General features: G+C 71.4%; 27 protein-coding genes. 9 read left to right on the top strand and 18 right to left on the bottom strand.

The genetic code is table 11. The annotated features are described in order from the left end of the window. Window positions 1–48: 48 nt before the first annotated feature. From whiG to ACFYNU_RS37420, 16 genes are all read right to left on the bottom strand, one after another. Window positions 49–906 (bottom strand): RNA polymerase sigma factor WhiG, encoded by an 858-nt coding sequence (gene whiG, locus ACFYNU_RS37495; protein WP_356593956.1) that lies wholly within the window; start codon window positions 904–906, stop codon window positions 49–51. 249 nt (window positions 907–1,155) lie between these two features. Continuing rightward, the gene (gene dprA / locus ACFYNU_RS37490) at window positions 1,156–2,325 is read right to left on the bottom strand and encodes a DNA-processing protein DprA (RefSeq protein ID WP_356593954.1); all 1,170 of its coding nucleotides are present in this window, start codon (window positions 2,323–2,325) and stop codon (window positions 1,156–1,158) included. After that, complete coding sequence (locus ACFYNU_RS37485; protein WP_356593952.1) at window positions 2,322–3,950, bottom strand: YifB family Mg chelatase-like AAA ATPase; 1,629 nt, start codon at window positions 3,948–3,950, stop codon at window positions 2,322–2,324. Before ACFYNU_RS37485 ends, dprA begins: the two co-directional genes overlap by 4 nt. Further along, window positions 3,950–4,312, bottom strand: a complete 363-nt coding sequence (locus ACFYNU_RS37480) for a YraN family protein (protein WP_356593950.1) — start codon at window positions 4,310–4,312, stop codon at window positions 3,950–3,952. Before ACFYNU_RS37480 ends, ACFYNU_RS37485 begins: the two co-directional genes overlap by 1 nt. 228 nt (window positions 4,313–4,540) lie before the next feature. Beyond that, complete coding sequence (locus ACFYNU_RS37475; protein WP_003993268.1) at window positions 4,541–4,849, bottom strand: DUF2469 domain-containing protein; 309 nt, start codon at window positions 4,847–4,849, stop codon at window positions 4,541–4,543. Between the two features lie 55 nt (window positions 4,850–4,904). Beyond that, a complete protein-coding gene (locus tag ACFYNU_RS37470) occupies window positions 4,905–5,396 on the bottom strand; it encodes an NUDIX hydrolase (protein WP_356593948.1) in 492 nt (163 codons plus the stop codon). Then, on the bottom strand, window positions 5,386–6,156 hold the full coding sequence (gene lepB / locus ACFYNU_RS37465) for a signal peptidase I (RefSeq protein ID WP_356593946.1): 771 nt from the start codon (window positions 6,154–6,156) through the stop codon (window positions 5,386–5,388). The genes ACFYNU_RS37470 and lepB (ACFYNU_RS37465) overlap by 11 nt, the downstream gene beginning before the upstream one ends. A gap of 60 nt (window positions 6,157–6,216) precedes the next feature. Next, window positions 6,217–7,203: a signal peptidase I gene (gene lepB, locus ACFYNU_RS37460; RefSeq protein WP_356594031.1), complete on the bottom strand. Its 987-nt coding sequence runs from the start codon at window positions 7,201–7,203 to the stop codon at window positions 6,217–6,219. After that, the gene (lepB, locus tag ACFYNU_RS37455) at window positions 7,172–8,176 is read right to left on the bottom strand and encodes a signal peptidase I (RefSeq protein WP_356593944.1); all 1,005 of its coding nucleotides are present in this window, start codon (window positions 8,174–8,176) and stop codon (window positions 7,172–7,174) included. Before lepB (ACFYNU_RS37455) ends, lepB (ACFYNU_RS37460) begins: the two co-directional genes overlap by 32 nt. Beyond that, the gene (gene lepB / locus ACFYNU_RS37450) at window positions 8,169–8,945 is read right to left on the bottom strand and encodes a signal peptidase I (RefSeq protein ID WP_356593942.1); all 777 of its coding nucleotides are present in this window, start codon (window positions 8,943–8,945) and stop codon (window positions 8,169–8,171) included. The genes lepB (ACFYNU_RS37455) and lepB (ACFYNU_RS37450) overlap by 8 nt, the downstream gene beginning before the upstream one ends. 57 nt (window positions 8,946–9,002) lie before the next feature. After that, window positions 9,003–9,353, bottom strand: a complete 351-nt coding sequence (gene rplS, locus ACFYNU_RS37445; protein WP_356593940.1) for a 50S ribosomal protein L19 — start codon at window positions 9,351–9,353, stop codon at window positions 9,003–9,005. Between the two features lie 131 nt (window positions 9,354–9,484). Then, entirely contained in the window at window positions 9,485–10,306 is an 822-nt protein-coding gene (gene trmD / locus ACFYNU_RS37440; protein ID WP_356594029.1) for a tRNA (guanosine(37)-N1)-methyltransferase TrmD, read from the bottom strand. Between the two features lie 14 nt (window positions 10,307–10,320). Next, a complete protein-coding gene (gene rimM, locus ACFYNU_RS37435) occupies window positions 10,321–10,923 on the bottom strand; it encodes a ribosome maturation factor RimM (RefSeq protein ID WP_356593938.1) in 603 nt (200 codons plus the stop codon). A 167-nt stretch (window positions 10,924–11,090) separates the two neighbouring features. Then, window positions 11,091–11,330 (bottom strand): RNA-binding protein, encoded by a 240-nt coding sequence (locus ACFYNU_RS37430; protein ID WP_003980229.1) that lies wholly within the window; start codon window positions 11,328–11,330, stop codon window positions 11,091–11,093. Between the two features lie 2 nt (window positions 11,331–11,332). Further along, complete coding sequence (gene rpsP / locus ACFYNU_RS37425) at window positions 11,333–11,779, bottom strand: 30S ribosomal protein S16 (RefSeq protein WP_356593936.1); 447 nt, start codon at window positions 11,777–11,779, stop codon at window positions 11,333–11,335. Between the two features lie 239 nt (window positions 11,780–12,018). Beyond that, window positions 12,019–12,612: a hypothetical protein gene (locus ACFYNU_RS37420; RefSeq protein WP_356593934.1), complete on the bottom strand. Its 594-nt coding sequence runs from the start codon at window positions 12,610–12,612 to the stop codon at window positions 12,019–12,021. Between the two features lie 775 nt (window positions 12,613–13,387). On the opposite strand from ACFYNU_RS37420, the gene ACFYNU_RS37415 reads away from it, so the two are divergent. The 9 genes from ACFYNU_RS37415 to ACFYNU_RS37375 all read left to right on the top strand — a co-directional run bounded on the left by ACFYNU_RS37415 (window position 13,388) and on the right by ACFYNU_RS37375 (window position 22,457). Beyond that, window positions 13,388–14,332: a methyltransferase domain-containing protein gene (locus ACFYNU_RS37415; RefSeq protein WP_388768588.1), complete on the top strand. Its 945-nt coding sequence runs from the start codon at window positions 13,388–13,390 to the stop codon at window positions 14,330–14,332. Between the two features lie 230 nt (window positions 14,333–14,562). After that, window positions 14,563–15,501 carry a GntR family transcriptional regulator YhfZ gene (gene yhfZ, locus ACFYNU_RS37410; protein ID WP_356593932.1) on the top strand — a complete coding sequence of 313 codons (939 nt, stop codon included), beginning with the start codon at window positions 14,563–14,565 and terminating at the stop codon, window positions 15,499–15,501. Between the two features lie 158 nt (window positions 15,502–15,659). Beyond that, window positions 15,660–16,046, top strand: a complete 387-nt coding sequence (locus ACFYNU_RS37405; protein ID WP_356593930.1) for a transcriptional antiterminator — start codon at window positions 15,660–15,662, stop codon at window positions 16,044–16,046. A gap of 13 nt (window positions 16,047–16,059) precedes the next feature. Next, window positions 16,060–16,416, top strand: coding sequence for a DUF2620 domain-containing protein (locus ACFYNU_RS37400; protein ID WP_356593928.1), 357 nt, complete (start codon window positions 16,060–16,062; stop codon window positions 16,414–16,416). Between the two features lie 90 nt (window positions 16,417–16,506). Next, window positions 16,507–17,886, top strand: coding sequence for a YhfT family protein (locus ACFYNU_RS37395; protein ID WP_356593926.1), 1,380 nt, complete (start codon window positions 16,507–16,509; stop codon window positions 17,884–17,886). A 55-nt stretch (window positions 17,887–17,941) separates the two neighbouring features. Then, a complete protein-coding gene (locus tag ACFYNU_RS37390; RefSeq protein WP_356593924.1) occupies window positions 17,942–18,940 on the top strand; it encodes a phosphotriesterase in 999 nt (332 codons plus the stop codon). Window position 18,941: 1 nt separating this feature from the next. Beyond that, window positions 18,942–20,045: an aminotransferase class V-fold PLP-dependent enzyme gene (locus ACFYNU_RS37385; RefSeq protein WP_356593922.1), complete on the top strand. Its 1,104-nt coding sequence runs from the start codon at window positions 18,942–18,944 to the stop codon at window positions 20,043–20,045. A 2-nt stretch (window positions 20,046–20,047) separates the two neighbouring features. Next, complete coding sequence (locus ACFYNU_RS37380; RefSeq protein WP_356593920.1) at window positions 20,048–21,208, top strand: alanine racemase; 1,161 nt, start codon at window positions 20,048–20,050, stop codon at window positions 21,206–21,208. A gap of 13 nt (window positions 21,209–21,221) precedes the next feature. Beyond that, window positions 21,222–22,457, top strand: coding sequence for a phosphopentomutase (locus ACFYNU_RS37375; RefSeq protein ID WP_356593918.1), 1,236 nt, complete (start codon window positions 21,222–21,224; stop codon window positions 22,455–22,457). A 59-nt stretch (window positions 22,458–22,516) separates the two neighbouring features. Here ACFYNU_RS37375 and ffh read toward each other — a convergent pair whose 3' ends face one another. Then, window positions 22,517–24,067: a signal recognition particle protein gene (gene ffh, locus ACFYNU_RS37370; RefSeq protein WP_356593916.1), complete on the bottom strand. Its 1,551-nt coding sequence runs from the start codon at window positions 24,065–24,067 to the stop codon at window positions 22,517–22,519. 183 nt (window positions 24,068–24,250) lie between these two features. Then, window positions 24,251–26,701, bottom strand: a complete 2,451-nt coding sequence (locus ACFYNU_RS37365) for a [protein-PII] uridylyltransferase (RefSeq protein WP_356593914.1) — start codon at window positions 26,699–26,701, stop codon at window positions 24,251–24,253. Window positions 26,702–26,940: the final 239 nt, after the last annotated feature.

The raw sequence follows: 26,940 nt of genomic DNA, 5'->3' as shown, positions 1-26,940 counted from the left end.
AGCCCACTGTACGGCGGAGACCGCTCGCGCAGGCGGGGCAGTGACGATTCAGCGTCCCGCGTCGGCGAGTTTCGCGCGGAGCTGGAGCACGGACTTCGTGTGGATCTGGCTGACACGGCTCTCGGTGACGCCGAGGACGTTGCCGATCTCCGCCAGCGTGAGCCCCTCGTAGTAGTAGAGGGTGACCACGGTCTTCTCGCGCTCGGGAAGAGTGTTGATGGCCCGGGCGAGCAGCCGGCGCAACTCCCGGTCCTCGGCGACCTCGACGGGGTTGTCGGCCGCCGTGTCCTCCAACGTGTCCATCAGGCTGAGCCGGTCGCCCCCCTCCCCGCCGACGTGCAGCAGCTCCTCCAGCGCCACGACATTGGCCAGCGACAACTGGCTGAATACGGCGTGCAGTTCCTCGACGGCGATGCCCATCTCGGCGGCCACCTCGGTCTCCGACGGGGTACGCCGCAGCTGCGCCTCCAGCGTGGCGTAGGCGCGCTCGACGGCCCGGGCCTTCTGGCGTACGGAGCGCGGGATCCAGTCCAGCGCGCGCAGTTCGTCGATCATCGCGCCGCGGATGCGCGTGATGGCGTAGGTCTCGAACTTGATCGACCGCTCGATGTCGAACTTCTCGATCGCGTCGATGAGACCGAAGACCCCGGAGGAGACGAAGTCCGCCTGCTCGACGTTGGACGGCAGCCCGACACTCACCCGGCCGGCGACGTACTTCACCAGTGGCGAGTAGTGCAGGATCAACTGCTCACGCAGCCGCTCGTTACCCGTGGTCTTGTACGACCGCCACAAGGTGTCGAGCGCCGAAGGGGCCGAGGGGGCGGAGGGTCGCACTTCGCCGCGGGCCGCGGGGGGCACCACGGGGGGTGCCGCCGCACGGTCGGACCCGGAGGTGTGCTGGGGCATGCGTCGCCTTGAGCCGTTCTGCCGTGAAGTGAGGGGAGGTGTGTCTGGGCCGGAATCCTGGTGAGCGTAGCGTGACAGTGTGGTCGCGGTGCGCGAGGAGGGTGAGGCTAGTGCCTGTCCGGACAGGTGCTGTCGGCCGCCGCCGAGATTCCGCGATCCGGCGCCGACACCGCGCGTATCGGCCGCAGGGGCGCCGCCGGGAGAACTGCGATGGTCATCTGCCTCACCTTTTCACCCGAATGCCCCAGGTCAAGGACCGGCTCGCCGCGTACCGCCGCCCCGTGTCGTCCGGGGCGTCAACTGCCAGCCTTCACCGTGCCGTTCGACGAACCCGAGCGAGTGAAGTTCGTACAGCTTGCCGAGAGCCTCGTCGGCCGTCGTCGCGCTCTCCCGTGCGATGTCCCGCCCGCCGAGCGCGCCTCGTGCGGGCAGCGCGTCAAGGATCCGTCTGCCAAGGGGATCGAGCAGATCCCTGGCCAGGACGGGACCACGCCTGACAGGTGCGAGGTCCCCCATGTCTCCCACCAGCTCGACCACTTCGGCGGCGTCCGTGACCAGCACGCCCTCGCCTCGCAGCAGTTCGTGCACCCCGGCGGAGAGCCCGCTCGTCGCGGGACCCGGCACCCCCATGGTGAACCGCCCGAGCCGCTGCGCACCGCGCGCGGTGACCAGTGAACCGCTGCGGTACTCGGCCTCCACCACGACCGTCCCCCGGGTGAGTGCCGCGATCACGCGGTTACGCAGGATGAACCTGCTGCGGGTCGGATGATCACCGGGTGCCAGCTCCCCCACGACCAGCCCCTGTTCGGCGATGCGCCGCACCAGTTCCGCGTGTCCGGGCGGATAGACGACATCCACGCCGCACGCCAGGACGGCCACGGTCGCGCCGTCGGAGGCGAGCGCTCCGCGGTGGGCGGCTCCGTCGACTCCGTACGCCGCGCCGGACGTCACCACCCAGCCCCGCTCGGCCAGTCCCGATGCGATGCTCGCCGCCATGTGGGCTCCGTACGGCGTGCAGGCCCTGGCCCCGACGACGGCGACGGAGCGCAGGGCCCAGAGCCTCAGATCGGGCCTGCCTCGTACCCAGAGCCCGATGGGGCGCGCCGTACCCAGGTCGTCGAGCTGGGTCGGCCACTCCTGGTCGCCGGGGCAGACGAACCGGCCGCCGATATCGGCGATAGCGGCCAGATCGCGTTCGGGCGCGGCTGCCGCGGCGCGCGCCCGTAGTCCGCGGATGCGCCGTGGACCCACATCGCTCAGCGGTTCGTCGTCGGGGTCCTCGGGCGAGGTGAGGAGGTCCATCAGCCCCCGGGCGCCGTACTTGTGCAGCCACCGCCCGCCGTTCTCGTCACCCGGCTCGATCACACGTGTCAGGGCGGCCCGTGCCAGTCGCTCGTCGCCCTCGCTTCCCCAGGTCATGACAGACCGCCGATCGTGGCCCCGACCCCGCGTGCGATGCCGGTACGGAGCTCCAGCGCGAGGCCCACGTCCCGTCCGTCGGGACGATCCCGCCCGGCGAGGTCCGCGACGGTCCACGCGACGCGCAGCACCCGGTCCAGGCCGCGAGCCGTGAGGAGTCCCCGTTCGAGGTCGCGCTCGGCCGCGTCGAGTGCGCCGGGCACGGTGAGCCACCGGGTACGCAGTTCGTGACCGGGCACTTCGCTGTTGACCGCCCATGGCGTCCCCGCGAGGCGCTCCGCCGACCGCAGCCGCGCCTCCCTGATCCGGTCGGCGACGACCGCCGTGGTCTCCCCCCGGCCACCCTGTCCCATGAGGTCGGCACGGTGCACGGGCTGGACCTCCACCCGCAGGTCGACCCGGTCGAGCAGTGGACCGGAGAGACGCGACTGGTAGCGACGGATCGCCGAGGGCGGACACTCGCACCCGGCGCCGTGCAGCGTGTGCCGCCCACAGGGGCAGGGGTTGGCGGCGAGCACCATCAGGAAGCGGGCGGGCAGCCGTACGACTCCGGCGCTGCGCGCGATGACCACCTGTCCCGATTCGAGGGGCTGGCGCAGCGCGTCGAGCGCCTTGCCCGAGAATTCCGGCGCCTCGTCCAAAAAGAGCACACCCTTGTGTGCCAAGGACACCGCTCCCGGTCTCGCCAGCCCGTTGCCGCCTCCGACGAGGGACTGCATGGTCGCCGAGTGGTGCGGAGCGCAGTAGGGCGCCGTACGGACGAGCGGCTCGCCGGGCGGCAGGATCCCGGCGACCGAGTGCACCGCCGTGACCTCCACGGACTCCTGTCGCGTCAGTGGCGGCAGCAGCGCGGGCAGCCGCTCGGCCAGCATCGTCTTGCCAGCTCCGGGCGGGCCCTGAAGGAGAAGGTGGTGTCCGCCCGCCGCGGAGACCTCCAGAGCTGTACGCGCTCCCTGCTGCCCGGCCACGTCGGCGAGGTCCGGGCAGTGCGTGCCGCTCTGCCCGAAGCCGGGGGCCAGTCCCGTCCCCACTCCGGCACCGGGGACCATCAGACCGGCGAGCATGGGATCGGGGCGGCCGTCCTCGACGACCGTCGGCTCGTCGGGCACCGGTTCGCCGGTCAGTACGGCGATGAGCTGGCGCAGTGTCCGTACACCGAGCACGGACACTCCCGGAACCAGCGACGCCTCTCCCGCCGTCTGCTCCGGAACGACCACCTGGCGATAGCCGGCCTCCGCCGCCGCGAGGACGGCCGGGAGGATGCCTCGTACCGGACGGACCCTGCCGTCGAGCCCCAACTCCCCGATCAGCACCAGATCGGCGATGGCCCGAGGCTCGATACGCTCGGCCGCTCCCAGCACCGATACGGCGACTGCGAGATCGAATCCGGACCCGCTCTTAGGTACGGAGGCGGGGCTGAGCCCCACCGTGAGCTTCTTCTGCGGCCATTCCGCGCCGGAATTCACGACGGCCGCCCTGACCCGGTCCCGGCTCTCCGAGAGGCTCTTGTCGGGCAGCCCGACCAGGGTGAAGGCCGCCACGCCAGGTTCGAGATCCGCCTGGACCTCCACCACCACACCCTCGACACCCACCAGCGCGACCGAACACGCACGCGCGAATCCCATCAGGCCACCCCTCGGGCGTGCTCGACCACGGGAGCGCCGCGTCTGGGCAGGACCACCCCGATCAGGTCGATCCGCACGCCGCCCGGGGGCGGTCCGCCGGACGCCTCCAGCCAGCAGGCCGCGAGGCGCCTCAGCCGGTCCATCTTCACCGGTGTGACGGCCGCCATCGGATGCTCGAAAGAGCCTTGCCGACGGGTCTTCACCTCACAGACGACCAGCACGTCCCCGTCGCGGGCGACGATATCGATCTCGCCCGTCCTGCCGCACCGCCAGTTGCGGTCCAGCACCGTCATCCCCGCCGCTGCCAGCCGCCGCGCGGCCAGCCCTTCGCCGTACCGCCCGAGTGCCCCCGTCGCGTTCATGTCGGCACCACCTCCGGCACCGACTCTGAGGCGAAGCTTCCTCGCGAGTGGATCTTGGTGGACAACTCACCGGTTGTGGATAACTCCGTCACCCACCAGCGCCCCACGAATCACACGAGCCTCAGGAAGCACGCCAACCCCGCGCACCTCGGAGCCCACCCACACCCCCGAGAGCACCGGGACCGCTCAGCCACACGCCCGCTCAGCCACACACCCCGTTCATCCGCTTCAGCCGCTCGGCAGCTCCAGGTCGCTCTTGTTCAGCTCCTCGATGTTCACGTCCTTGAACGTGAGCACTCTCACCTGCTTGACGAACCTGGCCGGCCGGTACATGTCCCAGACCCACGCGTCCGCCATCGAGACCTCGAAGAAGACCTCGCCCTGCACCGAGTGCACCTGCATCTCGTAGTCGTTGGTGAGATAAAAGCGTCGTTCGGTCTCGATCACGTATTTGAAAAGACCGACGACATCGCGGTACTCCCGGTAGAGCTTCAGCTCCATCTCGGTCTCGTACTTTTCGAGGTCCTCGGCGCTCATGGCATGTTCCCCTTCAGCCGTACGTCCCCCTATTGTGCTCCGGCCCCGTGCGCCCCTAGACGATTTCAGAGGCGAGAAGCACCGGTGCACCCGGAGGACCCTCGTCGAGCAGCGTGCGCAGCAGCCCGGCGAGCCTGGTCGGATACACCGTCTCACGCGCCGTCGACAGTTCGGCGGAGGTCCACCACCTCAGCTCCGCGACACTGCGCCGCTCCAGCTCCGTCTGCCCCTCGACGGTCGTCTCCGTCTGCGCCGTACGTGCCAGGAAGTACCACTCGTCCTGGTCCCAGCGCCGCCCGTCGAACGGAAAGGAGCAGGTACGGCGCCAGAGAACCGGCCCGAGTTCCACCTCTGTGATGCCGGTCTCCTCGGCCAGCTCGCGCAGAGCGGCCTCCTGCCGCGTCTCGTCGCCCTCCAGGCCGCCGCCGGGCGTGAACCACCAGTCGTTCGCGGGGTCGCCGGGCTCGTACCCGTGCATCAGCAGAATTCGGTCGTCCGGGTCGAGCAGCACGACCCGTGAGACCTTCCTCGGCGCGTCACCGGACACCGGTCGACACCTCGCCGTCGGTCCGCCCCGTCCGCCCCGTACGCCGCGGTCCGCCCAGCCGCCGTACGACCGGCCCGTACGCCGCGCCGCCCAGGATCAGCAGCGCCCCGAGGACCACGGAGCCCACCACCAGCGTGACGGGCCCCGGATCCGACACCCCGCCGGGCAGCGCCGCGAATGCCCGCGGGCGCTCGACCAGACCGCCCAGCGGCCACGCCACGGCGTCGAGCCGCGCCGTCACCGCCGAGCGCGGCACCGACCCCTGCCCCTGGTCCTGAAGATGGACCCGTGAGTCCAGCGACCCGCTGCGTTCGTCGCCGAGAAGGAAGAGCTGTCCCTCCGGGACCGTGGCCCCGAAGCCCGTGGTGGACGCGAGACCGCCGGGCATCCGCTGGACGTACGGTTCGTCGATCGCTTTCCCGTTCACCGTCAGACGCCCCCCGGAGCCGCAGCAGGCCACCTTGTCGCCCCCGACGCCGACGACCCGCTTGACCATCGGCATGTCGCCCCACTGGGCGTCCTTGAAGACCACGACGTCGCCGCGCCGTACCTGGTCGCCGGATATCCGCTGCGCCAAGACCCGGTCGCCGGCCTTCACCGTCGGGTCCATCGAGTCCGTCGGCACGGTGTACGGCCGGTACTCCACCGCCCCCCAGACGAACCCGCCGAGGAAGAGCACACAGCCGACGGCCACGGCCAGCCCCGACAGCGCGCTGCCGAGGCGGCCGTGGCCGCCGTTCGTACGTCCTGTCGCGCTCATCCCAGCCGTCCCCCGTCCCGGAGAATGATCATCGCCGGATCGGCGATCTGGGACGGCACCCTACCCGGCGGTACGTCCCCCGGTCAGCCTCCGCCTGCGCCAGAACACCAGCGGTACGGCGCCGGCGAAGCCAAGCACGGCCGGGGCGGCAGTCGTCGCCACGGCCGCCGCGTTGAGGCCCTTCTGGTCGAACGTGTCGGGCACGGGCAGCGTCGAGAGCCGGTCGAGCGGCCAGGCGATGACGATGGCGCGGCCGACGACCTCGTCCGTGGAGACGGTGCCGTGACCGGGCAGCTCCTGGTGGTAACGGGAGTCGAGCGAATTCTGCCGGTGGTCGCCCATCACCCAGATCCGGCCGTCGGGCACCGTGATCGGTCCGAACGGTTCGTCGTCACAGGCGCTGTTTCCGGGGAAGATGTACGACTTCTCGTCGAGCGCCTTCCCGTTGACCTGGACGCTGCCGCCCTTCTTGCACTCCACCGTGTCGCCGCCGACCGCGATGACCCTCTTGATGAGGTCCTTCTCCTCGGAGGACGGCATGAGGCCGATGAAGCTGAGGAACTTCTGCGCCACGTTGGGCTCGGGGGCCTCCGTGCTGTCGAGCCAGCCGCCCGGGTCGTGGAAGACCACGACCTCGCCGCGCTCGGGCTCCGCGCCGAACCACGGCGTGAGCTTGTCCACGAGCACGCGGTCCCCGCGCTGGAGGGTGTCCTGCATCGAGTCCGAGGGGATCGAGAAGGCCTGCACCAGGAAGGTCTTGATCAGCAGCGCCAGCAGCAGCGCGATACCGATCAGGAGAGGCAGTTCCTTCCAGAACGAGCGCGGCTTCTTCGGGTCCGAAGCCCCGTAGTCCCCGGACTCGCCGTCCTCGGGGCCACCGTCCTCGGATCCACCGCCCCGCCGCTCGTCCGCCCCGGCGTTCACCTCCGCGGACGCGCCCGCGGACGGGGTCCCCGCGGCGGAACCGACAGAACCGACGGAAGGCTCGGCGAGCTGCTCGGGCCTGTCCTCGGGCTCACCGTGCCCGGATCGTGCGCCGACGGCCAAATCCCCCACATCCACTCCTCAGTCCGTGCAACCGCCCGCTCCGGAGACGGAGCAGGCCCACTACTCCCATAACGAGCGGGAGTTCCGCAGGGGTCGGGAGCAGGATCATTCCGTTCCGATCCTGAGAGGACACACTATTCGACGGGCCGAGCGCCGTGGTCGGTGCGGCACGCGCGTCCGGTACGGAGGCGTACGTCCCGCGCTCCTCCAGCCGCCGCCAGTGACCCAGCGGCCAGGCGATGACGACGGCGCGGCCGACGACCTCGTCCTCCGAGACGGTGCCGCGGAACTCGTCGTCGAGATGGAACCGCGAGTCGGCCGAGTTGGACCGGTGGTCACCCATGACGAAGATCCGCCCCGTCGGCACCTTCACCTCGAAGTCGAGCTTCGACGGCGGGTTGCCGGGGTTCAGATACGGCTCCGTCAGCGCCACGCCGTTGACGACGATGCGCCCGTCCTTGTCGCAGCACTTCACGGTGTCGCCGCCCACGGCGACGACGCGCTTGATCAGGTCCTGCTCGTCGGCGGACGGCAGGAGTCCGATGAAGGTGAGGACCTGCTTGACCTGCTTGACGACGACCGGGTCGTCGGCGGGCACCTCGGTCTCCTCCTGGAGCCAGCCGCCGGGATCCTTGAACACGACGACGTCGCCACGCTCGGGCCGGGAGCCGAACCAGGGGGTCAGCTTGTCCACGAGCACCCGGTCGTCGATCCGGATCGTCTGCTCCATGGAGCCGGAGGGGATCACGAAGGCCTGGACGAGGAAGGTCTTGAGGACGAGCGCGATGAGCAGCGCGACGGTGATCAGCAGCGGGATCTCGGTCATCGCCGAGCGGCGACGGCGCCGTTTCACCTTGCGGGCGAGCCTGCGGCGCTCCGCGCGCCCCGGCAGGGCGCGCCCTGTGGTGGGTCTGGTGCCTGTCGGCAGCCGGGAGTCGGACCGGTGGCCCCCTGGCCGTCCTCGGTTACCCATGGGCGCCGTCCGGGGCGGTTACGTCCCTGAACGCGTCGGTGCCCTCCACCGCGGCCCAGCGGCCCAGCGGCCAGCCGATCCAGTCCACCCGCCCGATGACCTTGTCGACGGGCACCGTGCCGCCGCCGGGCCGGCCCAAGTGGTCACGAGAGTCGCGGGAGTTGCTGCGGTGGTCGCCCATCACCCAGAGGGTGCCGGAAGGTACGACGATGTCGAAGGGCGCGCTGGACGGCGCGTCGCCGAAGTACAGATACCGCTCGTCGACCGCCCGGCCGTTCACCTCGACCTTCCCCTCCTCGTCGCAGCAGACCACCCGGTCTCCCCCCACGCCGATCACGCGCTTCACGAAATCGGTCTCGGCGGGCTCGGCGAGACCGAGGGCCGCCGCCGCCCCGTGGGCGAACCCGGTGAGGGCGTTCGTCCGCGCCGGCTCCTGGACGAAGGACCCGGCGCCGTCGAAGACCACCACATCCCCGCGCCGCGGCTCGGTACCGAAACGGTACGCCAACTTGTTGACCATCACTCGGTCCCCGACCTGAAGGCCCGGCTCCATGGACCCGCTGGGGATCAGGAAGGGTTGCACGACGAAGGCGCTGAACAGCAGGAGAGAAGCGGTGACGAGTACGCCCAGGCCTGCGGCCCTGCGCAACGACAGTCCCCGCAGAAGTCCCGGGAGTCCCGGCATACGCACGGAGCGCGACCCTTCTTCCTTCCCTGTGGCGGGTGTGGAAGAAGGGTCGCGCTCCAAGTGCTGTGGTTCGGTGTCCATCGGGCTCAGAGCTTATCCGGCCGTCCGGTGGAACCATGCGCGAGTTCGAGCCTCGGCTCAGTTGTCGCGCTTCTCCTTGATCTTCGCGGCCTTGCCGCGCAGCTCACGGAGGTAGTAGAGCTTGGCGCGACGTACGTCACCACGGCTCACGAGCTCGATCTTCTCGAAGATCGGGCTGTGCACCGGGAAGGTGCGCTCGACGCCGACGGAGAAGGAGACCTTGCGGACCGTGAAGGTCTCGCGGACGCCCGAGCCCTGTCGGCGGATGACAACACCCTTGAACTGCTGGATACGGGAGCGGTTGCCTTCGATGACACGTACGTGGACGTTCACGGTGTCGCCGGGGCGGAAGGCGGGGAGGTCGGCGCGGAGTGACGCCGCGTCGACGGTGTCGAGCAAGTGAGCCATGATCGTCTGCTTCCTCGCTGATGCCACAGGTCATCAACGGAATGTCGAAAGGAAAGTTCGGAGCGCCGTTCTCGTCGGATGGGCGTCGTTCCCCCTGTGGCAGGGGCGCGCACCGGACGTACGGCAGCGGCTCATTCTTCCATGGCCTCGGGCCTGCGCCAAAATCGGCCACCGGGCTCCGGCGCCCAGCCCATGATCGAGAGCATCTCGCGGTCCTTCTTGTCGAAGGCCGCGGCGTCGCAACGCTCGATCATGTCGGGCCTGTTGAGCGCCGTACGGCGGAACGCCTCGTCCCGCCGCCACCGCGCGATCTTGCTGTGATGGCCGCTGAGGAGGATGTCCGGAATGGCACGCCCGCGCCACTCGGGGGGCTTGGTGTAGACCGGGCCTTCCAGCAGATCGGCCATCGCGCCGGGCGCGAAGGAGTCGTCACGGTGGGACTCCGCGTTGCCCAGGACACCGGGCAGCAGCCGCGCGACGGCCTCCATGATGACCAGTACGGCTGCCTCGCCGCCGGCCAGGACGTAATCGCCGATGGACACCTCGTACACCGGCATCCGCGTCGCGTACTCGTCGACGACGCGGCGGTCGATGCCCTCGTACCGGGCCGGCGCGAAGAGGAGCCAGGGCAGCTCGGAGAGCTCGACGGCGAGTTCCTGGGTGAAGGGGCGGCCACTGGGCGTGGGAACGACCAGGACGGGGCGGTGCGCGCCCGCCTCGTAGCCGTCTGCGATCGCCTCGTCGAGGGCGTCGCCCCAGGGTTCGGTCTTCATCACCATGCCGGGGCCGCCGCCGTAAGGAGTGTCGTCGACCGTGTTGTGCCGGTCGTACGTCCACTCCCGCAGGTCGCGCACGTCCACGTCCAGGCGGCCACGCGCGCGTGCCTTGCCGACGAGGGAGACGTTCAGCGGTTCGAGATACTCCGGGAAGATCGTGATCACATCGGCGCGCAGGGTGGCGGCGGGCGTCATGACGACTCGCCCTTGTCCGTACCGTCGGGGCCGGCTCCGACGCCGCCCTCGTCGTCGGCTCCGGCACCGTCCGGGGCGGCGACGACCGCGTTGTCGTCGATGAGGCCGGGCGGCGGATCGATCACGGCCCGCTGCTCCACGAGGTCGATCTCGGTCACGATCTCCTCGACGAACGGGATCATGACCTCGGTGCCGTCGGGCCGCTCCACGATGAACAGGTCCTGCGACGGGAGGTGGGTGATCTCGGTGATCCGCCCGACCTCCGTGCCGTCCGCCAGGACGACGTCCAGGTCCATGAGCTGGTGGTCGTAGTACTCGTCCGGGTCCTCCGGCATGTCCTCCGGGTCCACCTCGGCGATGAGCAGGGTGTTGCGCAGGGCCTCGGCGCCCGTACGGTCGCTCACCCCGGCGAAACGCAGCAGGAGCCTGCCACTGTGCACCCGGCCGGTCTCGACCGTCAGGGGGCCCGTGGAGGCCGGTTCCGTGGCGAGTACGGCTCCGGGGCCGAGCCGCAGCTCGGGCTCGTCCGTACGCACCTCGACGGTGACCTCACCCTTGATGCCGTGCGCACGGCCGATCCGCGCGACTACCAACTGCACTTGCACACGCCCCTGTTCTCCAACTTCTGCGGCCTCTACGGCCTCTGTGCTGCTCCGGCATTGGTGGCGGCGGAGCGACGCCGCGGCGTTCCGCGTCCGCGTCGCGAAGACGACAAAGACCGGGGAGGGCCTTGGCCCTCCCCGGCCCGTGCCGGTTCACAACTCTGTCAGCGGACCTGATCCACGTCGACGAGGTCGACGCGGATACCACGGCCGCCGATCGCGCCCACGACGGTGCGCAGGGCGCGTGCGGTGCGGCCGTTGCGGCCGATCACCTTACCGAGGTCGTCGGGGTGGACCCGGACCTCAAGCACACGGCCACGGCGCAGGGTGCGCGAGGCGACCTGCACATCGTCCGGGTTGTCGACGATGCCCTTCACGAGGTGCTCGAGAGCCTCCTCGAGCATGCTCAGGCCTCGGTCGGCTCAGCGGCGGGCGCCGAGGCAGCGGCGTCGGCCTCGTCCGCCTTCTTGTCGGCCTTCTTCGCCTTGGGGGTGATGGCGTCACCCTTGGGCTCGTCGCCGTCCTTGGCCAGGGCCTCGAAGAGGGCGCGCTTGTCGGCCTTCGGCTCCGGCTGGAGCAGCGGTGCCGGCGCGGGCAGGCCCTTGTGCGCCTGCCAGTCGCCCGTGAGCTTGAGGATCGCGAGCACCGGCTCGGTCGGCTGGGCGCCGACGGACAGCCAGTAACGCGCGCGGTCCGAGTCGACCTCGATGCGCGACGGGTTCTGCACCGGGTGGTACAGGCCGATCTCCTCGATGGCCCGGCCGTCACGGCGGGTGCGGGAGTCGGCGACGATGATGCGGTAGTGAGGCGAACGGATCTTGCCCAGACGCTTCAGCTTGATCTTGACTGCCACGGAAGTGGTCTCTCCTGGATCTTGACGTGGTTGGGCACATCGACATGCCGCGTGGGGTTGCGGTACTCGTGTGCCCGATGGACGCGTCAGCCGGAGGAGAGAGGGGTCCTGTGCGACTGTCGAGTACAGCTGGTCATTGTGCCACACGCCTCGGGCGCGCCGCGCCCCGCCCGACCGGAGCGGCTCGCTCCCGCTCTTGCGCGGGGCGGCTCCGGGGCCGGGCGGGCCGGTGGTGGTGCTCAGCTCGCAGCGGCGACCACTTCCGGAATGCGGAACGGCTTGCCGCAGCCGCCGCAGACGATCGGGGCCTGGGCGAGGACCGACGGAACCACGCGCACGTTACGGCCGCAGTCGCAGACCGCCTTCACACGCACCCCGCCGCCCGACGAGCCGTGCCGCGCGGCGGGGCCGCGGAAGCTGCGCTCGGTGTCGGACGTCGTCGCGACCGTGTGCGCCGCGAGGGCGCGCTGGAGGCGCTCGATGGTGGGGCGGTAGCGCCGTCTGGCCTCCGGGTTGAGTGATACCAGCGAGAAACCACTGCTGGGATGCGGCTCGTCGGAATGGTCCAGGCCCAACTCCTCGGCGATCGCGAGGAATCGGCGGTTGTGGTAGCGGCCGGCCCGGGAGGTGTCGCGGACACCCCGGGCGGCGGCGATGCCGTGGACTGCCTCATGAAGCAGTCGCTCGAAGGAGAGCTCGGCGCCGCAGGCGGACGACGACTCTCCGATCAGGGACTCTGGCGCGGCAAGATCGGGCAGCTCGGTGTGGTGCCGCTGAATCTCGGCCCACGCCTGCGCCAGTTCTGCGGCGAGGACAGGTGGTGTCGTGCTCACGTCGTGAACAACGAGCCTGGGCCCTCCCGGGTTCCATTCCGGGGCATCCCAAATATTTTGCACGTACCCGTCAGTTGCCATTGATGCGTCCTGACGAGGGCGGGTGCGTAGATCTGCGGAGAAGCCTCGCTTCTCGCCACAAGGCGGTACGTAGTACCGGCTACGTCTGGACGCGTAGGAGAAATACGTACACCAGATCGAGCCTGAGGCCCCGATCGTCGCGCGGGCAGCCGTGCCGACATCCCTGCGGCCTCGGTACCCGCGATCCGGGGTCCGCGGTGCGTGGTCCTTGGAAGGACGGGGCGGAGCGGGGCCACAAGAACGACATTAACGGGCGCGCCGCAGATCCCCGGCATCGGCCCCGCCCGGGGCAGGCCACGCGGATTCACCCGATACCGGCGCGGGTGAGGGGGAGTTGAGAGATCCCGCCCGGGCACCGTCACCCGTTCGGCGCAATCTCCGCCGACGCCCGTCGACGGCCCTCGTACGCCGCTCCGCCTTGCCCGCGCGCGCTCGGCGCACGGGTGGAGCGGCGGCCGACAGGGCGCGGCCAGTGACGTTTCGGCGGAGGCTCGCACCGTAGGGCGACAACGTCCGGTGAGAGCGATTTTCTGTGCGCCGGGGCGCACAACCGGAGCACACAAGGATTGCCCGCGAACCACTGGACGCGGGCACGGATGCGGAGTTCCCTGACATACGGGGAACGAAGACGCGCACGTACACGGGGGCTGTCAATCAGGGCACAAGGACCTCTCGCCGGATTGGGGCGCTATCCATGACTCGTACGCTCGTCCAGCACCACCAGCAGCAGGTGAACGCGGCCTCGACAGACCCTTCTACAGAGGCGTGCGAGCGCGCCCGCGACTGGGCCGAGATCCAGGAACGGATGCTGGTGCCGCTCTACGAGGCGGTGTACGAGCGCCTGGAGGTGGGCCCGGGCACCCGGCTGCTGGGCCTCGGCTGCGGCTCAGGACTGGCCCTGCTCATCGCCACCGCCAGGGGCGCCCACGTCACCGGGGTGGACGCCGATCAGGAACGCGTGGCACTGGCCCGTGAGCGGCTCGTCCAGGACGAGCGCCCTATGGCGCACGCCGCGCCGCCGGCGTCGCCCGGGAGGGCCGTGGCCGCCCCGTCGGGGCGGTTCGGCGGGCGGGCACGGGCGCGCGTACTGACGGGTGGCGCGACCGCGGTCGCGGAGGCGGAGCGCCCGCCCAGGGGGCCGAGGCGCTCCTCCTACGACGTGATCACGGCCTTCCAGCCCATCGGCGTCGCCTCCGGCGACTCGGACGGGCTCGGCCCCGCGCTGGCGGAGGCGGTTCCGCTGGCGGAACGCGGCACCCCCGTGGTGCTCGCCGGCTGGGGTCCGCCGGAGCGGTGCGCGACGTCGGGCGTTCTGCGGGTGGCGGGGCGGCTGACGGAGCGGCTTCGCAAGGGCGGCGGCTACCGTCCGCCGCTCAGGGACGACCTGGAGGACGTGGCGGCGCGGGCGGGCCTGAAGCCGGACGGTTCGGGCCGGGTGTCCTGCCCGTTCGGATACGCGGGGATGGAGAGCGCCCTGCGGGGGTTGCTGTCGACCGGGGTGTTCGACGCGGCGGTGCGGGCGACGGACCAGTCGCAGGTGGAGAAGGAGATAACCGAGGCGCTTCACCCGCATGTCCGGCGCGACGGCACCGTATGGATGCCGAACGTCTTCCGCTACCTGATCGCGCGCACGCCCTGACAACGCCGCACGTGATGGCTTGAGGACAGAGGCCACCCCCGCGCCGTACGTCGCGACGGGGTGGCCTCTGGCACAGCGGCTCCGGGCGGGGAGCGAACCGGCGCGGCGGACGGCACCGCGTGCGGGTGCGGGGAGGCGGCAGCGAACGCGGAGAGGACGGGCCGGCCCCGGCCGTGGACATACGGCAGAGGCTCTTGTCAGTATCCAGAATCCTGGTTACTGTCCCTTCTGTGACCGGCTTCGATGAACGTTTCCTGACGCGCAACGGCCTCGCCGCCCAGCAGCTCGCCGTCCTGCTGCTCAACCACGAACCGGACACCCGGCTGCCCCGCGTCCGTGACTTCGCCGAGGAGCTGGGCGTCGGCAACGGCACCGTCCAGGCGGCCCTCCAGCTCCTGGAGACGGCCGGCGCGATCCGTACGACCGCGCGCGGCCACCTCGGCACGTTCCTCGTGGACTCCGACCGCTCCGTCCTCTGGCGGCTCTCGGGGCTCGGCACACTCCTGGCAGCGATGCCGCTGCCGTACTCGCACCGGTACGAGGGGCTGGCCACCGGACTGCGCGCCGCGTTCGAGCAGGCCGGGGCGCCGTTCGCGATCACCTTCATGCGCGGCGCCGGGACCCGCACCACCGCGCTGATCGAGGGCAAGGTCGACCTGGTGGTCCTGTCGCGCTTCGCCGCCGACCGGCTGATCGAGGAGCGCCCCGTGGAACTGGTCGCGGATCTCGGGCCCGGGACGTACGTGGGGGCCCACGGGTTGCTGCTGCGACACGGCGCGGCCCTGGAGACCGACGGGCTGCGGGTCGCCGTCGACCACGCCTCCGAGGACCAGCGCATACTCGCGGAGCGCGTCTTCGCCGGACGCGCGGACATCAGGTGGGTCGAGGCGTCGTACATGCAACTGCGCGACCTGTTCGCCCACGACCGCGTCGACGCCACCCTGTGGAACCTCGACGAGGTCCAGGACCGGCTCGGCGCCGGCGTGGACGTGCTGCCGCTGGGCGACGAGGTCACCCGCGATCTGTCCTCGCGCAACTCCAGCGCCGCGATCATCGGCAGGACCGAGGGGGCCAAGGCGCTCGGCGCCGTACGCGACTCCCTGGACCTGTCGCTCGTCACCACCTGCCAGGCAGAGGTACTGCGAGGTGAGCGCGCCCCGTCGTACTGACCGTCCGGGTACCGCCCCGTCCGGCCCGCCCCGTCCGGCCCGCCCCGTCCGGCCCGCCCCGTCGGGGCGGGCCCCGCCCCCGGAGAAAAAGAAGAAGCCGAGCCTCTGCTCAAAATCCAAAATCCTGGTTACTGTCGTATTGAAGGAGGGGACCCACCATGGACGACCGGCTCGCCCTGCGTATCCAGCTCTTCCGCGAGGGCGGCCAAGTCCGCCCCGAGGCCGCCGAGTTCGTGACCGCGGAGCTGGACGCCCTCGCCGCCGAGGGCCGCACCGTCACCGAGGAGACCGCCGGCACGCTCACCAGTCACCTCATGATGGCGCTCACGAGACTGCTCGACGGAGCACCGATCGCGGAGTTTCCCACCGACTCCGAGATCACCGCCGAACTCGCCGGACACCCGAGGGCGGTGGAGCGGGCCCGCGCCGTCTCCGCACGCGCGGCGTCGGAACTCGGCGCGCCCCTCCCCGACTCAGAGATCAACTTCCTCGGACTGCACCTCGCCCTGCTCGACCAGAACTCGCCCCCACGGCACGAGACATGAGAAGGAACCAGCCATGACGAAGATCCTCACCGGCGGCGTCGGCAAGGCCGAGGTCACCGAGACCGTCAAGAAGCTCGGCCTCGACGGCATCGAGGTCGCGGTCTCCAACGACATGGACGCCGCGATGAAACTCCGCGGCGGCCAGGCCGACTACTACCTCGGCACCTGCCACACCGGCGCGGGCGCCTCCCTCGGCGTACTCGTCGGACTGCTCGGCAAACCCGCGTGCCACACCTTCGGCCGCTCCGTGCCCACGGAGGACGAGGTGAACGCCCTGCTCTCGGAGGGCAAGAAGGTCTTCGGCTTCGCCATCGACCAGATCGACGTGATCGCCCCGCTCATGGCCCGCGCCATCGCCGCGCGCGGCTGACGGCCCCGTACGAGCCCCGTACGGGCTCGACAGACCTCGTAAGACCCCGCGCCGGGCCAAGTCCCCGCCGGGCACTGAGGAGTGAATCCCGTGAACAGCGTCCTCGCAGCGAGTTCGACCGACCTCGATCTCTCGCTGGCACAGCAACTGACCGTGATAGCGCTGTGTGCGCTGACCGCGTTCATCTCTCATATGGCACTGGCCGTGTTCAACGACGGCGTGCGGCCCTTCATGCTCGACTTCATCCAGGGCCGGTCCACGCGCAACGCGACCACCGCCGTGTCCTTCGGTCTCTCCGCCGGCTTCATCTTCGGCCTCGGCGCCCCGATGGCGCTGTCCACCGGCGTGCTCAACCCGTGGCTGGTCTTCCTGCCCACCGACATCCTGGGCATCCTGTCGCCCAAGAAGTGGATCGCGCCGCTGCTCGGCGGCGCGTGGGGCGCCGTGGTCGTGTTCGGCCTCAACGGGGCCAACAGCCTCGCCCACGACCTGCCCGTCGACTTCCTGACCGCGCTCCAGCAGATGTCGACGCCGATCCTGTTCCTGTTCACGCTTTTCCCGGTGCTCGCCATCACCAAGCAGTTCGGGCGGCTACGGGGCGCGATAGCCGCCGTCGTCGAGCTGGCGCTCGTCGTGATGACGATGAAGGTCTGGCCCGACATCTTCCCCGGCTCCATCGCGATGGCCGTCGGCGTCCTGACGCTCATCGGCTTCGCCGTCAACAAGGACATGACGCAGCGGAAGTCGGACCGTGCCGAGGCGGCGAAGGCGGCAGCGGCGGGCGACGGGGCCCAGGAGGGGAAGTCCGGGCCGGCGGACGCCGCGGAGGATCCGATGGCCTCGCTCTTCAGCGCGAGCGCGCTGCGGCTGCGCCGTCATCTGCCGCTGTTCATGCTGCTCGGGGCGGGCGTCTGTGTCCTGGCCCAGTCGCATGTGTTCGGCGGCGGTGAGGCGACGAGCTTCCTGATCGCCAAGGGCGATTACGCGGAGGCCGCCCAGGTGGACTTCTACCGGGCGTTCGGGTTCGTACCGCTGATCGCGACGACCGCGCTGGCCTCCGGCGCGTACGGCATCGCGGGCTTCACCTTCGTCTACCCCATCGGCTACCTCATGCCGAACCCGTTCGTCGCCGCCATCGTCGGCGCGGCGGTCTTCGCCATCGAGGTGCTGGCGCTCTCCGCCATCGGCAAGGTTCTCGGAAAGCTGCCCAGTGTCCGTGACTCCTCCGAGCATCTGCGCAGCGCGATCGGTGACGCCCTGGGGCTCGCCATCCTCTTCGGTTCGCTGATGGCCGCCAACGTCATGGGAGGGGGGCTCGGCATCCTCATCGTGGGCGGGCTCTACCTGCTCAACGAGTCGATGGGGCGCCCCGTGGTGCGGATGGCGGCGGCACCCGCCGCGGTCATCGTGGGCGGCGTCCTGCTGAACGTCCTCTACTGGCTGGATCTGTTCACTCCGATCAAGGGGTAGGGGCGCCACGGGACCGCCGTCGCGCATACGCACCACACAGGAAGGCCACCGCACCATGCAGCACGCCGACTCCGGCACCGCGCGTCGCACCGATGACGACGTACGGCCTCCGCACCATCTGCGCACCGTCACCGGCCCGTTGCCCGTCTCCGCCGTACGTGGCCCCGTACTCGCCCACGAGCACCTGGTCCTCGATCTCGACCGTGCCGGGGAGGGTGCGGCGGTGCTCGACGCGGACCGGCACGGGGCCACCGTCACCGCGGAACTGGCGGCTCTGCGCGAGGAGTACGGCCTCGGCCTGGTCGTCGAGCTGACCTGCCGGGGCATGGGGCGCCGACCGCGCGCCCTGGCGCGGATCTCGGCGGAGTCCGGGGTGCCGGTGGTGGCCGCCACCGGGTGGTACTACGAGCCGTTCCACCCGGCGGAGCTGGACGGGGCGTCCGTCGAGGAGCTGACCGCGATCCTCCTTGAGGAGATCGACGAGGGCTTCGGCGACACCGGTATCCGGCCCGGCGTACTGGGCGAGATCGGCAGTCACGGCGACACGCCGACCGAGCCCGAGACCCGCGCCCTGCTGGCCTCGGCGCGTGCCGCCGTCGCCACGGGCCTGTCGGTCGCCACTCACGCCCAGCTCGGCCGCGGCGCTCTCGCCCAGCTGGAACTGCTCACCGGCGCCGGTCTGCCACCCCACCGGATCTCGCTGGGTCACCAGGACCTCCTCGACGACTCGACGGTGCACCGTGAGCTGGCGGCGAGCGGTGCGTACGTCGCCTTCGACACCGTCGGCAAGGAGAGCTACCAGAGCGACACGACGCGGCTGCGTCTTCTGCTGGCGCTGGTGGAGGCCGGCCACGCCGACCGGGTCCTGCTCAGTTGCGACATCTCCCGGCACGCCTACCTGCGGTCGGAGGGCGGTCAGGGATACGGGTATCTCTTCCGGTCCTTCCTGCCCCGGGTGCGCGCGGCCGGCGTGGGCGAGGACCTGATCGATCTGATGACTCGGCGCAATCCGCTCCGGTTCCTGACCGGTGCGGACACGAAGGAGAACCACTGAGATGTCCGTACAACTGCCGCGGACCTTCCCGCTGGCGACGATCCCGCTGGACGACGCGGTCCGGACGCAGTTCCGGCTGCTGGAGTGTGTCGCGGCGCGGTTCGAGGGTCAGCAGCTCTTCGAGGCGGACGCGGGCGTGGTGCCGGACCTGGGCCGGCCCCGTACCACCGCGCGCGTCGAGTCGGTGCTCGCCGACTTCTTCGGCGCCGAGGACGCCGCACTGGTGCAGGGCGCCGGCACAGGTGCCATCCGGGCCGCCCTCCAGGGCGCGGTCGGTCCCGGTGACCCGTTGCTGATCCATCGGGCACCGGTGTACCGCACCACCGCGGTGACGCTGCGCGGACTCGGAGTCCGCACCGTCGAGGCGGACTTCAACGATGGCGCGGCGCTCCGCCGGGCCCTGGACTCGGGTGAGTTCGGGTGGGCGTACATCCAGCACAGCCGGCAGCGGCTCGCCGACTCGTACGACATGGCGGACGTCCTCGCGGCCTGCCGGGCCACCGGGGTGCGCACGATCGTGGACGACAACTACGCGGTAATGCGCGCCCCGTCGTGCGGAGTTGAGCTGGGCGCCGACGCCTCGTGCTTCTCGCTCTTCAAACTGCACGGGCCGGAAGGGGTCGGCGCCGTCGTCGGGGCGGCCGATGTCGTGGAGCGCGTTCGCGCCGACAACTATTCGGGCGGCGGTCAGGTGCAGGGCCATCAGGCGCTGGACGCGTTGCGCGCCCTCACGCACGTCCCCGTCATGTGGGCCGTGCAGTCGCAGGTCGGGGCCGAGATCGCGGACCGGCTCGCCGCCGGTGAGGTGCCCGGTGTGGCGGAGGTACGGATCGCGAACGCGCAGGACCGCTGTCTGCTCGTACGCCTGGACCGCCCCGTCGCGCGTGAACTGCCCGCGGCGGCGGCGCGGTACGGCGCCGCGCCGTACCCCGTAGGCTCCAACTCCCGCTACGAGATCGCCCCGCTCTTCTACCGGATGTCCAGCTCGTCCCTCGACGACGCTCCGGAACTCGCCGACCGGACCGTGCGGATCAACCCCATGCGGGCCGGCGCCGATCTGGTGATCGAGATTCTCCGCCGTTCGCTGTACGACCTGAAGGACTGACCGTGTTCCTGGACGCCGTCCTGGCCCGCAACCCCGAACTCGTCGATGTGGCGGTCTCGCTGCACCGCTCCGGCGCCGTTCCGCCCGACACGTACGTGATCGACGCCGACACCGTGGAGGCCAATGCCGCGCTGCTGGCCGGTGAGGCCGAACGGCTCGGCCTCTCGCTCTGGTTCGTGGTCAAGCAGATCGGCCGCAATCCGGTGCTGATCCGGGCGATCGCCCGGCACATCCCCCGGTTCGCGGCGATCGATCCGTACGAGGCGCGCCTGCTGCACGAAGCGGGGGCACGGGCCGGCAACCTCGGCCACCTCGTACAGATCCCGCCCCGTCAGCTGCCCGAGATGCTCGGCTGGCGGCCGGAGACGGTGACCGTCTTCGACCTCGCCAACGCCCGCGCCGTCTCGGACGCCGCCCGGCGGCTCGGCCTCGTCCAGGACGTCCTCGTACGGCTGGAGGGCACCGACAAGGTCTATCCGGGGCAGGAGGGCGGCGTACCGATCGCCGGGCTCGATGATTTCGCCGCGGCGGCCGAGGCACTGCCGGGCATCCGGATCGCGGGCGTCACAGCGTTCCCGTGTGTCCTGTGTGATCCGTTGACCGGCGCGCCGACCGCTACGCAGAACTTCCAACTCGCGATCACGGCGCGCGAGTTGCTGGCCGCGCGCGGGCACGAAAAGCTGAAGCTCAGCGCACCGAGTGCCACCTCCATGGCCACGCTCCCCCTCCTCGCCGACCTCGGCGCCACACACGGCGAACCGGGCCACGCCCTGACCGGGACGACCCCCCTGCACGCGGTCGATCACCAGCAGCCCGAACGTCCCGCCTACGTGTACGTCAGCGAGGTCGCCCACACGCTCGCCGACGGGCGGCCCGCGCTCCACGGCGGCGGCTTCTACCCCCGCGCCCACATCCGCGACGCCCTGCTGCCTCGTACCGGGCTGCGCCTGCCCGTGGAGGACGCGCCCGCGGAGAACATCGACTACTACCGGCTGCTCCAACGCCCCATCCACGCCGCGGACGTCGAGGTCGGGGACACCGCCGTACTCGCCTTCCGCACCCAGATCTTCGTCACCCGCTCGACCGTCGCGGTCGTCGCCGGGCTCTCCACCGGAGAACCCCGGCTGACCGGCCTGTACGACGCCCAGGGACGGGCCCGGTAAGGAGCCAGCGCCAATGAGCACGACCGTGATCGTCGTCATCGACGGATTCGGTGTCGGCGCGATGCCGGACGCGGGGGCGCTACGCCCCGGCGACCTCACCGCCGACACCTGCGGGCATGTCCTCGACCACTGCCGCGCGTCGTTGGGCCGGCCGCTCCAACTGCCCGCGCTCGGGGCGCTGGGCCTCGGCCTCATCCATCCGCACCCCGATCTCGCCCGCCGGACCGGCCGCCCCGTCGCCGTGGGCCGGGCCGCCCTCGGTTACCCCGGGGCGGACACCTTCGCCGGGCATCAGACCATGATGGGCGCGGACTTCAGCCGGGTCACGGTGGCTCCGCTCGCCGGGCATCTCGACGAGGTGAGCGACGCGCTGAAGTCGGCGGGACACCTGGTCGAGCCCCTGCGGGGGCAGCCGCTCCTGCTCGTCGACGGCGCCGTGTTCGTCCACGACAACCTGGAGGCCGACCCCGGCATCAACTGGAACGCCTCCGGACGCCTCGACGACATGTCCTTCGACCGCATCGTCTCCATCGCCCGCACGGTGCGGGCGGTCGCGCCGGTCGCCCGCGTGATCGCCGTCGGCGGCCATGCGGACGGGGCGCTGGCGACGTACGTACGTGACGGTGACGGCGGCACCGTCGGGCTGGACACGCCGGCCACCGGCTTCTACCGCAACGGCGGGCTCCAGGTGCGGCATCTGGGCGTGGAACTCGACCACACCGGACAACTGCCCGACATCGCCGCCCGGGCGGGTCTCCCGGTCACCCTCGTCGGCAAGGCCGCGGACATCCTGGCGTGCGAGGCGGCTGTACGGCGCCCGGCGGTCGCGACGGCGGAGGTGCTGGAGCACACGCTGACGGCGGTACGGGGCGGGCGCGGCGGCCTCGTGGTGGCGAACGTCCAGGAGAGCGACCTCGCGGGCCACCAGCAGGACACGGGGCGCTACGGAAGCGTCCTGGAGCAGGTCGACGTGGGACTCAGCGAGCTGACGGGGCTGCTCACCGCGCCGGGCGACCGTCTCATCGTCACGGCCGACCACGGCAACGACCCCACGATCGGCCACGCGTACCACACCCGCGAGTACGTCCCCGTCCTGATCCACCGCCCGGACGCCGCGGGGATCGAACTCCTGCCGGACGCCGCCACGTTGGCGGACGTCGGGGCAACGGCCGCGGCGGCCCTCGGCCTGGACGTGGGCGCCCTCACGACGGGAGAGGCGCTGCTCGGCCGGGCGCGGTACCTGCGGTAGGGAGGGCGCCGGGGGCGCCCGCCCCGGCCGCCGCCCGTCCGTCCGGCCGAGAGCGGGCCTCAGCCCATGAACTTCTTGAACTCGTCGGGCAGTTCGAAGTTCTTGTCCGCGTCGGCAGCCGGAAGGCCGAAGGCGCCACCCGCCTGCGCCGCCTCCTCGCGCCGTACCGCGGCGGCCTGCTCCTCGGCCTTGCGCTTCATCGGGTTGCCGGAGCGCCGCTTGCCCTTGGCCTGCTTCTGCTGCTTCTTCTGCCGGCCGGGACCACCGCCGGAGCCCGGGGCGCCCGGCATGCCCGGCATCCCCCCGCCCTGCGCCATCTTCGACATCATCTTGCGGGCCTCGAAGAACCGCTCCACCAAGTTCTTCACGGCGCTGACCTCGACGCCGGAACCCTTGGCGATACGCGCCCGGCGTGAGCCGTTGATGATCGTCGGCTCGTGCCGCTCGCCCGGCGTCATGGACTTGATGATCGCGGCCGTACGGTCGACGTCCCGCTCGTCGAGGTTGCTGATCTGGTCCTTCATCTGCCCCATGCCGGGCAGCATCCCGAGCAGCTTCGAGATGGAGCCCATCTTCCGGACCTGTTCCATCTGCGCCAGGAAGTCGTCGAGCGTGAACTCCTTGGGCCCCTTCGCCAGCTTCTGGGCCATCTTCTCGGCCTCGGCCTGGCTGAAGGTCTGCTCGGCCTTCTCGATGAGGCTGAGCATGTCGCCCATGTCGAGGATGCGGGACGCCATGCGGTCCGGGTGGAACGCGTCGAACTCGTCCAGCTTCTCGCCGTTGGAGGCGAACATGATCTGCTTGCCGGTGACGTGCGCGATCGAGAGCGCGGCACCACCACGGGCGTCGCCGTCGAGCTTCGACAGCACGACGCCGTCGAAACCGACGCCGTCGCGGAACGCCTCGGCGGTGTTGACCGCGTCCTGACCGATCATCGCGTCGACGACGAACAGGACCTCGTCGGGGCTGACGGCGTCGCGGATGTCCGCGGCCTGCCGCATCAGTTCCTCGTCGATGCCGAGACGGCCTGCGGTGTCGACGATGACGACGTCGTGGACCCGGTCCTTCGCGTACTTGACGGAGTCCTTGGCAACCTTCACCGGGTCGCCGACGCCGTTGCCGGGCTCGGGGGCGTACACGGAGACGCCCGCGCGTTCGGCCACGACGGCGAGCTGGTTCACGGCGTTGGGGCGCTGGAGGTCACAGGCGACCAGCAGCGGGGAGTGGCCCTGGCCCTTGAGCCAGAGGCCCAGCTTGCCCGCGAGGGTCGTCTTGCCCGCACCCTGGAGACCCGCGAGCATGATCACGGTCGGCGGCTGCTTGGCGAAGCGCAGGCGCCGCGTCTCGCCGCCGAGGATGCCTACGAGTTCCTCGTTGACGATCTTGATGATCTGCTGGCTGGGGTTGAGCGCCCGCGAGACCTCCTCCCCGCGCGACCGCTCCTTGACCTTCGCGGTGAAGTCGCGGACCACGGGGAGCGCGACGTCCGCCTCGAGGAGCGCGATGCGGATCTCGCGGGCGGTGGCGTCGATGTCCGCCTCGGACAGCCGCCCCTTGCCGCGGAGGGTTTTGAAAGTCGCTGAGAGGCGATCGGAGAGGGTATCGAACACGGCGCTCGTAGGTCCTCAGGGGTCGGGGGCAGGGTGGATTGCTCTCCAGGGTATCCGGCCGGGCGAAGACGGGGGGCCCTGCCCGGTGTGAATGCCCGTACGGGGCCCTTCGCCGCGGCGTCGCACCGCCCCGTGCGCGCCCCGTACGCCGACTTTCCGCGCACCGTACAGAGGACCGCGCGGTCAGCCGCGCAGTGCCTCCTCCACCATCTTCGCGACCGTCGACGCCTCGCCGTCCGTAAGGAGGGTCCCGTCGGCGCGCGTGACGTAGACGGTGTCCACCACGTTCGCGCCCAGCGTGGACACGTGCGCGCTGCGGACCCGTACCGCCGCCTCCTCCAGCGCCCGCCCGATCCGGTGCAGCAGACCGGGGGCGTCCTGGGCGCGAACCTCGATGACGGTGGCGAGCTCCGAACTGCCCGGCACCACCGTCACACGGGGCGGCGGAGCCTGCGTGCCACGCCGCCGGGGATAGGCGGCCTCGCGCTCCGCGAGCCGGGCCCGGATGTCCAGCGAGCCTTCCAGGGCGCGTACGAGGTCGGCGCGCAGCCGCGTCGCCTGGGGCAGGGAGCCGTACGCCGCCGCGACCCGCCAGCTCAGCAGCAGGACGTCGGAGGCGTCGCCGAGCGCCGTGGGCAGTTCGACGACGCGCAGGTCGGCGGCCCGCACGGTGAGACGGTGCAGCGCGAGGACCCCCGCGGCGGCCGGCAGGACACCGGGGCGGTCGGGCAGGGCGATGAGCAGCTCGACGCCGACCTGCTCGGGTTCGTCGTCCTCCTGAGGAGGCTCCGGCTGGGCGTGGAGGGACAGGACGGGGCCGCCGGTGCGCAGTGCCTCGACCGCGAGGCGTTCCTGCTCGGCGCTGGTGACCACGGGGCGCGGTGCGACCGGTGGCTTGCCCGCGAGGGCGGCGGCGACGCGGCCGACGAGGTCGGTGACGAGCGACGCGCGCCACGCGGACCAGGCCGCGGGCCCGGTGGCGAGCGCGTCGGCCTCGGTGAGCGCGTGGAGCAGTTCGAGGGTCGACAGCGAGTCGACCTTCTCGGCGACGGAGCTGACGGTGGCCGGGTCGTCCAGGTCGCGCCGTGTGGCGGTCTCGACGAGCAGCAGATGGTGGCGTACGAGCGCGGCGACGACGTCCGCGTCGGTCCGATCGAAGCCGATGCGCAGCGCGACGGTGCGCGCGACGGGCGCGCCCGCCTCGGAGTGATCGCCCGGCAGGCCCTTGCCGATGTCGTGGAGCAGCGCGGCGACCAGGAGCAGGTCGGGGCGGCTCACGCGCCGGGTCAGCGCGGACGCCGCGACCGCCGTCTCGACGAGGTGGCGGTCCACGGTCCAGGTGTGAACGGCGTTTCGCTGGGGCCGGCAGCGGACGCGCTCCCACTCGGGGATGAGGCGGGTGATGAGGCCCTCGGCCTCGAACGCCTCCCAGACGTCGACGGCGGGCTCCCCCGCGCCGAGCAGCGTGACGAACTCCTCGCGCGCCGCCGCCGGCCACGGCACGGGCAGCGGGTGCGCGGCGGCGAGGCGCCGGACGACGTACGGGGAGATCGGCAGCTCGGACTGGGCGGCGGCGGCAGCGGCGCGCAGCGGCAGCACGGCGTCGCGGTCGACGCGCGCCGTCCTGGCGAGCACGGCCTCACCGTCCTGCTCCACGACGCCTTCGGCGAGTGGCGTCCGCTCCGGGGCGGGCCTGCTGCCGCCGAGGAGGGCGCGGAAGCGGGGGCGGGCGGCGCGGGAGCGCAGGACGCGGTTGACCTCGCGCCAGGTGACGTCGGAGGCGTACGACACGGTGCGCGCCGCCTCGTAGACCTGGCGCAGGAGTTCGTCGGCGTCCTCGACACCTAGGTCAGCGGCGACACCGTCCTGCTCCTGGAGGGCGAGCCGGTCGGTGGCCCGCCCCGTCGTCAGATGCAGCGAGTCGCGTACGTCGAGGAGCGCGCGGCGGGCATCGGCGAGGCCTTCGCGGGGGGCGTCGGCGAGCCAGGACGCGGCGACGGCGCGCAGCGCGGTGGCGTCCCTGAGGCCGCCCCGTGCCTCCTTGATGTCGGGTTCGAGGAGGAATTGCAGCTCGCCCTGGCGCTCCGCGCGTTCGCGGCAGAGTTCGTCGAGTTCGGGGAGGCGCTTGGGTGCCTGGTTGCGCCAGTCGGCGAGTACGGCGGTGCGCAGGGCGGCGGTGGGCGCCGGGTCGCCGACGATGTGGCGGGCGTCGAGGAGTCCGAGCTGCACCTTGAGGTCCTGGCCGGCCGTCTTGCGGGCCTCGGACGTCGTACGGACGGAGTGGTCGAGGGCGAGCCCGAGGTCCCACACGGGGTACCAGACGCGGTCCGCGAGAGCCGCGATCGCCGCGGCGTCGGAGCCGCCGTCGTGCAGGAGAAGAAGGTCGAGGTCGCTGCGGGGGGACAGTTCACCGCGTCCGTAGCCCCCGACGGCGACGAGGGCCGCGCCCTGGACGCCCACCTCGCGTACCGCGGCGGTGAACAGCGCGTGCAGCCAGTCGTCGGTGAGACGTGCCAGGGCGGCGCGGCGCGGCGGGCCGGGGCGTGTCTTCTCGTGGAGGAGGCGCAACCGGGCAGCCGCGTAGCCGCTGGGTCCGGGATCGGGTTGTCCGGTCGTCTGTTCAGGGGTGGTCACCCGGCAGGTCCCGTCTTTCGGCGGGCGTCCCGCGTGCGGGGCGCCCGGTTTCGCTGCGCGTCCCGTCTCCGAGCGCGTTCGGTGTCACAACTCGCGCGACGTTGTCACGAGTTGGGCGCCGGCCTCGCGTTCCGTCCCCGGAAAGCGGGCGGCGGGGGGGGGGGGGGGGGGGGGGGGGGGGGGGGGGGGGCCGCGCGCGGGGCGCGCGCGCCCCCCCCCCCCCCCCCCCCCCCGGCGCG

The organism is Streptomyces sp. NPDC006643, from assembly GCF_042870175.1.
In the GTDB taxonomy this organism is placed as follows: domain Bacteria; phylum Actinomycetota; class Actinomycetes; order Streptomycetales; family Streptomycetaceae; genus Streptomyces.
This window is presented reverse-complemented; position numbering and strand designations above follow the sequence as displayed.

Bases quoted from the DNA above. Each gene is read 5' to 3' on its own strand.
- ACFYNU_RS37430 (WP_003980229.1), bottom strand. From the start codon at position 11,330: ATGCTCGAGGAGGCTCTCGAGCACCTCGTGAAGGGCATCGTCGACAAC.
- lepB (WP_356593944.1), bottom strand. From the start codon at position 8,176: ATGGGTAACCGAGGACGGCCAGGGGGCCACCGGTCCGACTCCCGGCTG.
- whiG (WP_356593956.1), bottom strand. From the start codon at position 906: ATGCCCCAGCACACCTCCGGGTCCGACCGTGCGGCGGCACCCCCCGTG.
- ACFYNU_RS37415 (WP_388768588.1), top strand. From the start codon at position 13,388: ATGACTCGTACGCTCGTCCAGCACCACCAGCAGCAGGTGAACGCGGCC.
- ACFYNU_RS37405 (WP_356593930.1), top strand. From the start codon at position 15,660: ATGGACGACCGGCTCGCCCTGCGTATCCAGCTCTTCCGCGAGGGCGGC.
- lepB (WP_356593946.1), bottom strand. From the start codon at position 6,156: ATGAGCGCGACAGGACGTACGAACGGCGGCCACGGCCGCCTCGGCAGC.
- ACFYNU_RS37385 (WP_356593922.1), top strand. From the start codon at position 18,942: ATGTCCGTACAACTGCCGCGGACCTTCCCGCTGGCGACGATCCCGCTG.
- ACFYNU_RS37480 (WP_356593950.1), bottom strand. From the start codon at position 4,312: ATGAACGCGACGGGGGCACTCGGGCGGTACGGCGAAGGGCTGGCCGCG.
- dprA (WP_356593954.1), bottom strand. From the start codon at position 2,325: ATGACCTGGGGAAGCGAGGGCGACGAGCGACTGGCACGGGCCGCCCTG.
- ACFYNU_RS37375 (WP_356593918.1), top strand. From the start codon at position 21,222: ATGAGCACGACCGTGATCGTCGTCATCGACGGATTCGGTGTCGGCGCG.
- ACFYNU_RS37475 (WP_003993268.1), bottom strand. From the start codon at position 4,849: ATGAGCGCCGAGGACCTCGAAAAGTACGAGACCGAGATGGAGCTGAAG.
- rplS (WP_356593940.1), bottom strand. From the start codon at position 9,353: ATGGCTCACTTGCTCGACACCGTCGACGCGGCGTCACTCCGCGCCGAC.
- ACFYNU_RS37390 (WP_356593924.1), top strand. From the start codon at position 17,942: ATGCAGCACGCCGACTCCGGCACCGCGCGTCGCACCGATGACGACGTA.
- ACFYNU_RS37485 (WP_356593952.1), bottom strand. From the start codon at position 3,950: ATGGGATTCGCGCGTGCGTGTTCGGTCGCGCTGGTGGGTGTCGAGGGT.
- lepB (WP_356593942.1), bottom strand. From the start codon at position 8,945: ATGGACACCGAACCACAGCACTTGGAGCGCGACCCTTCTTCCACACCC.
- ACFYNU_RS37400 (WP_356593928.1), top strand. From the start codon at position 16,060: ATGACGAAGATCCTCACCGGCGGCGTCGGCAAGGCCGAGGTCACCGAG.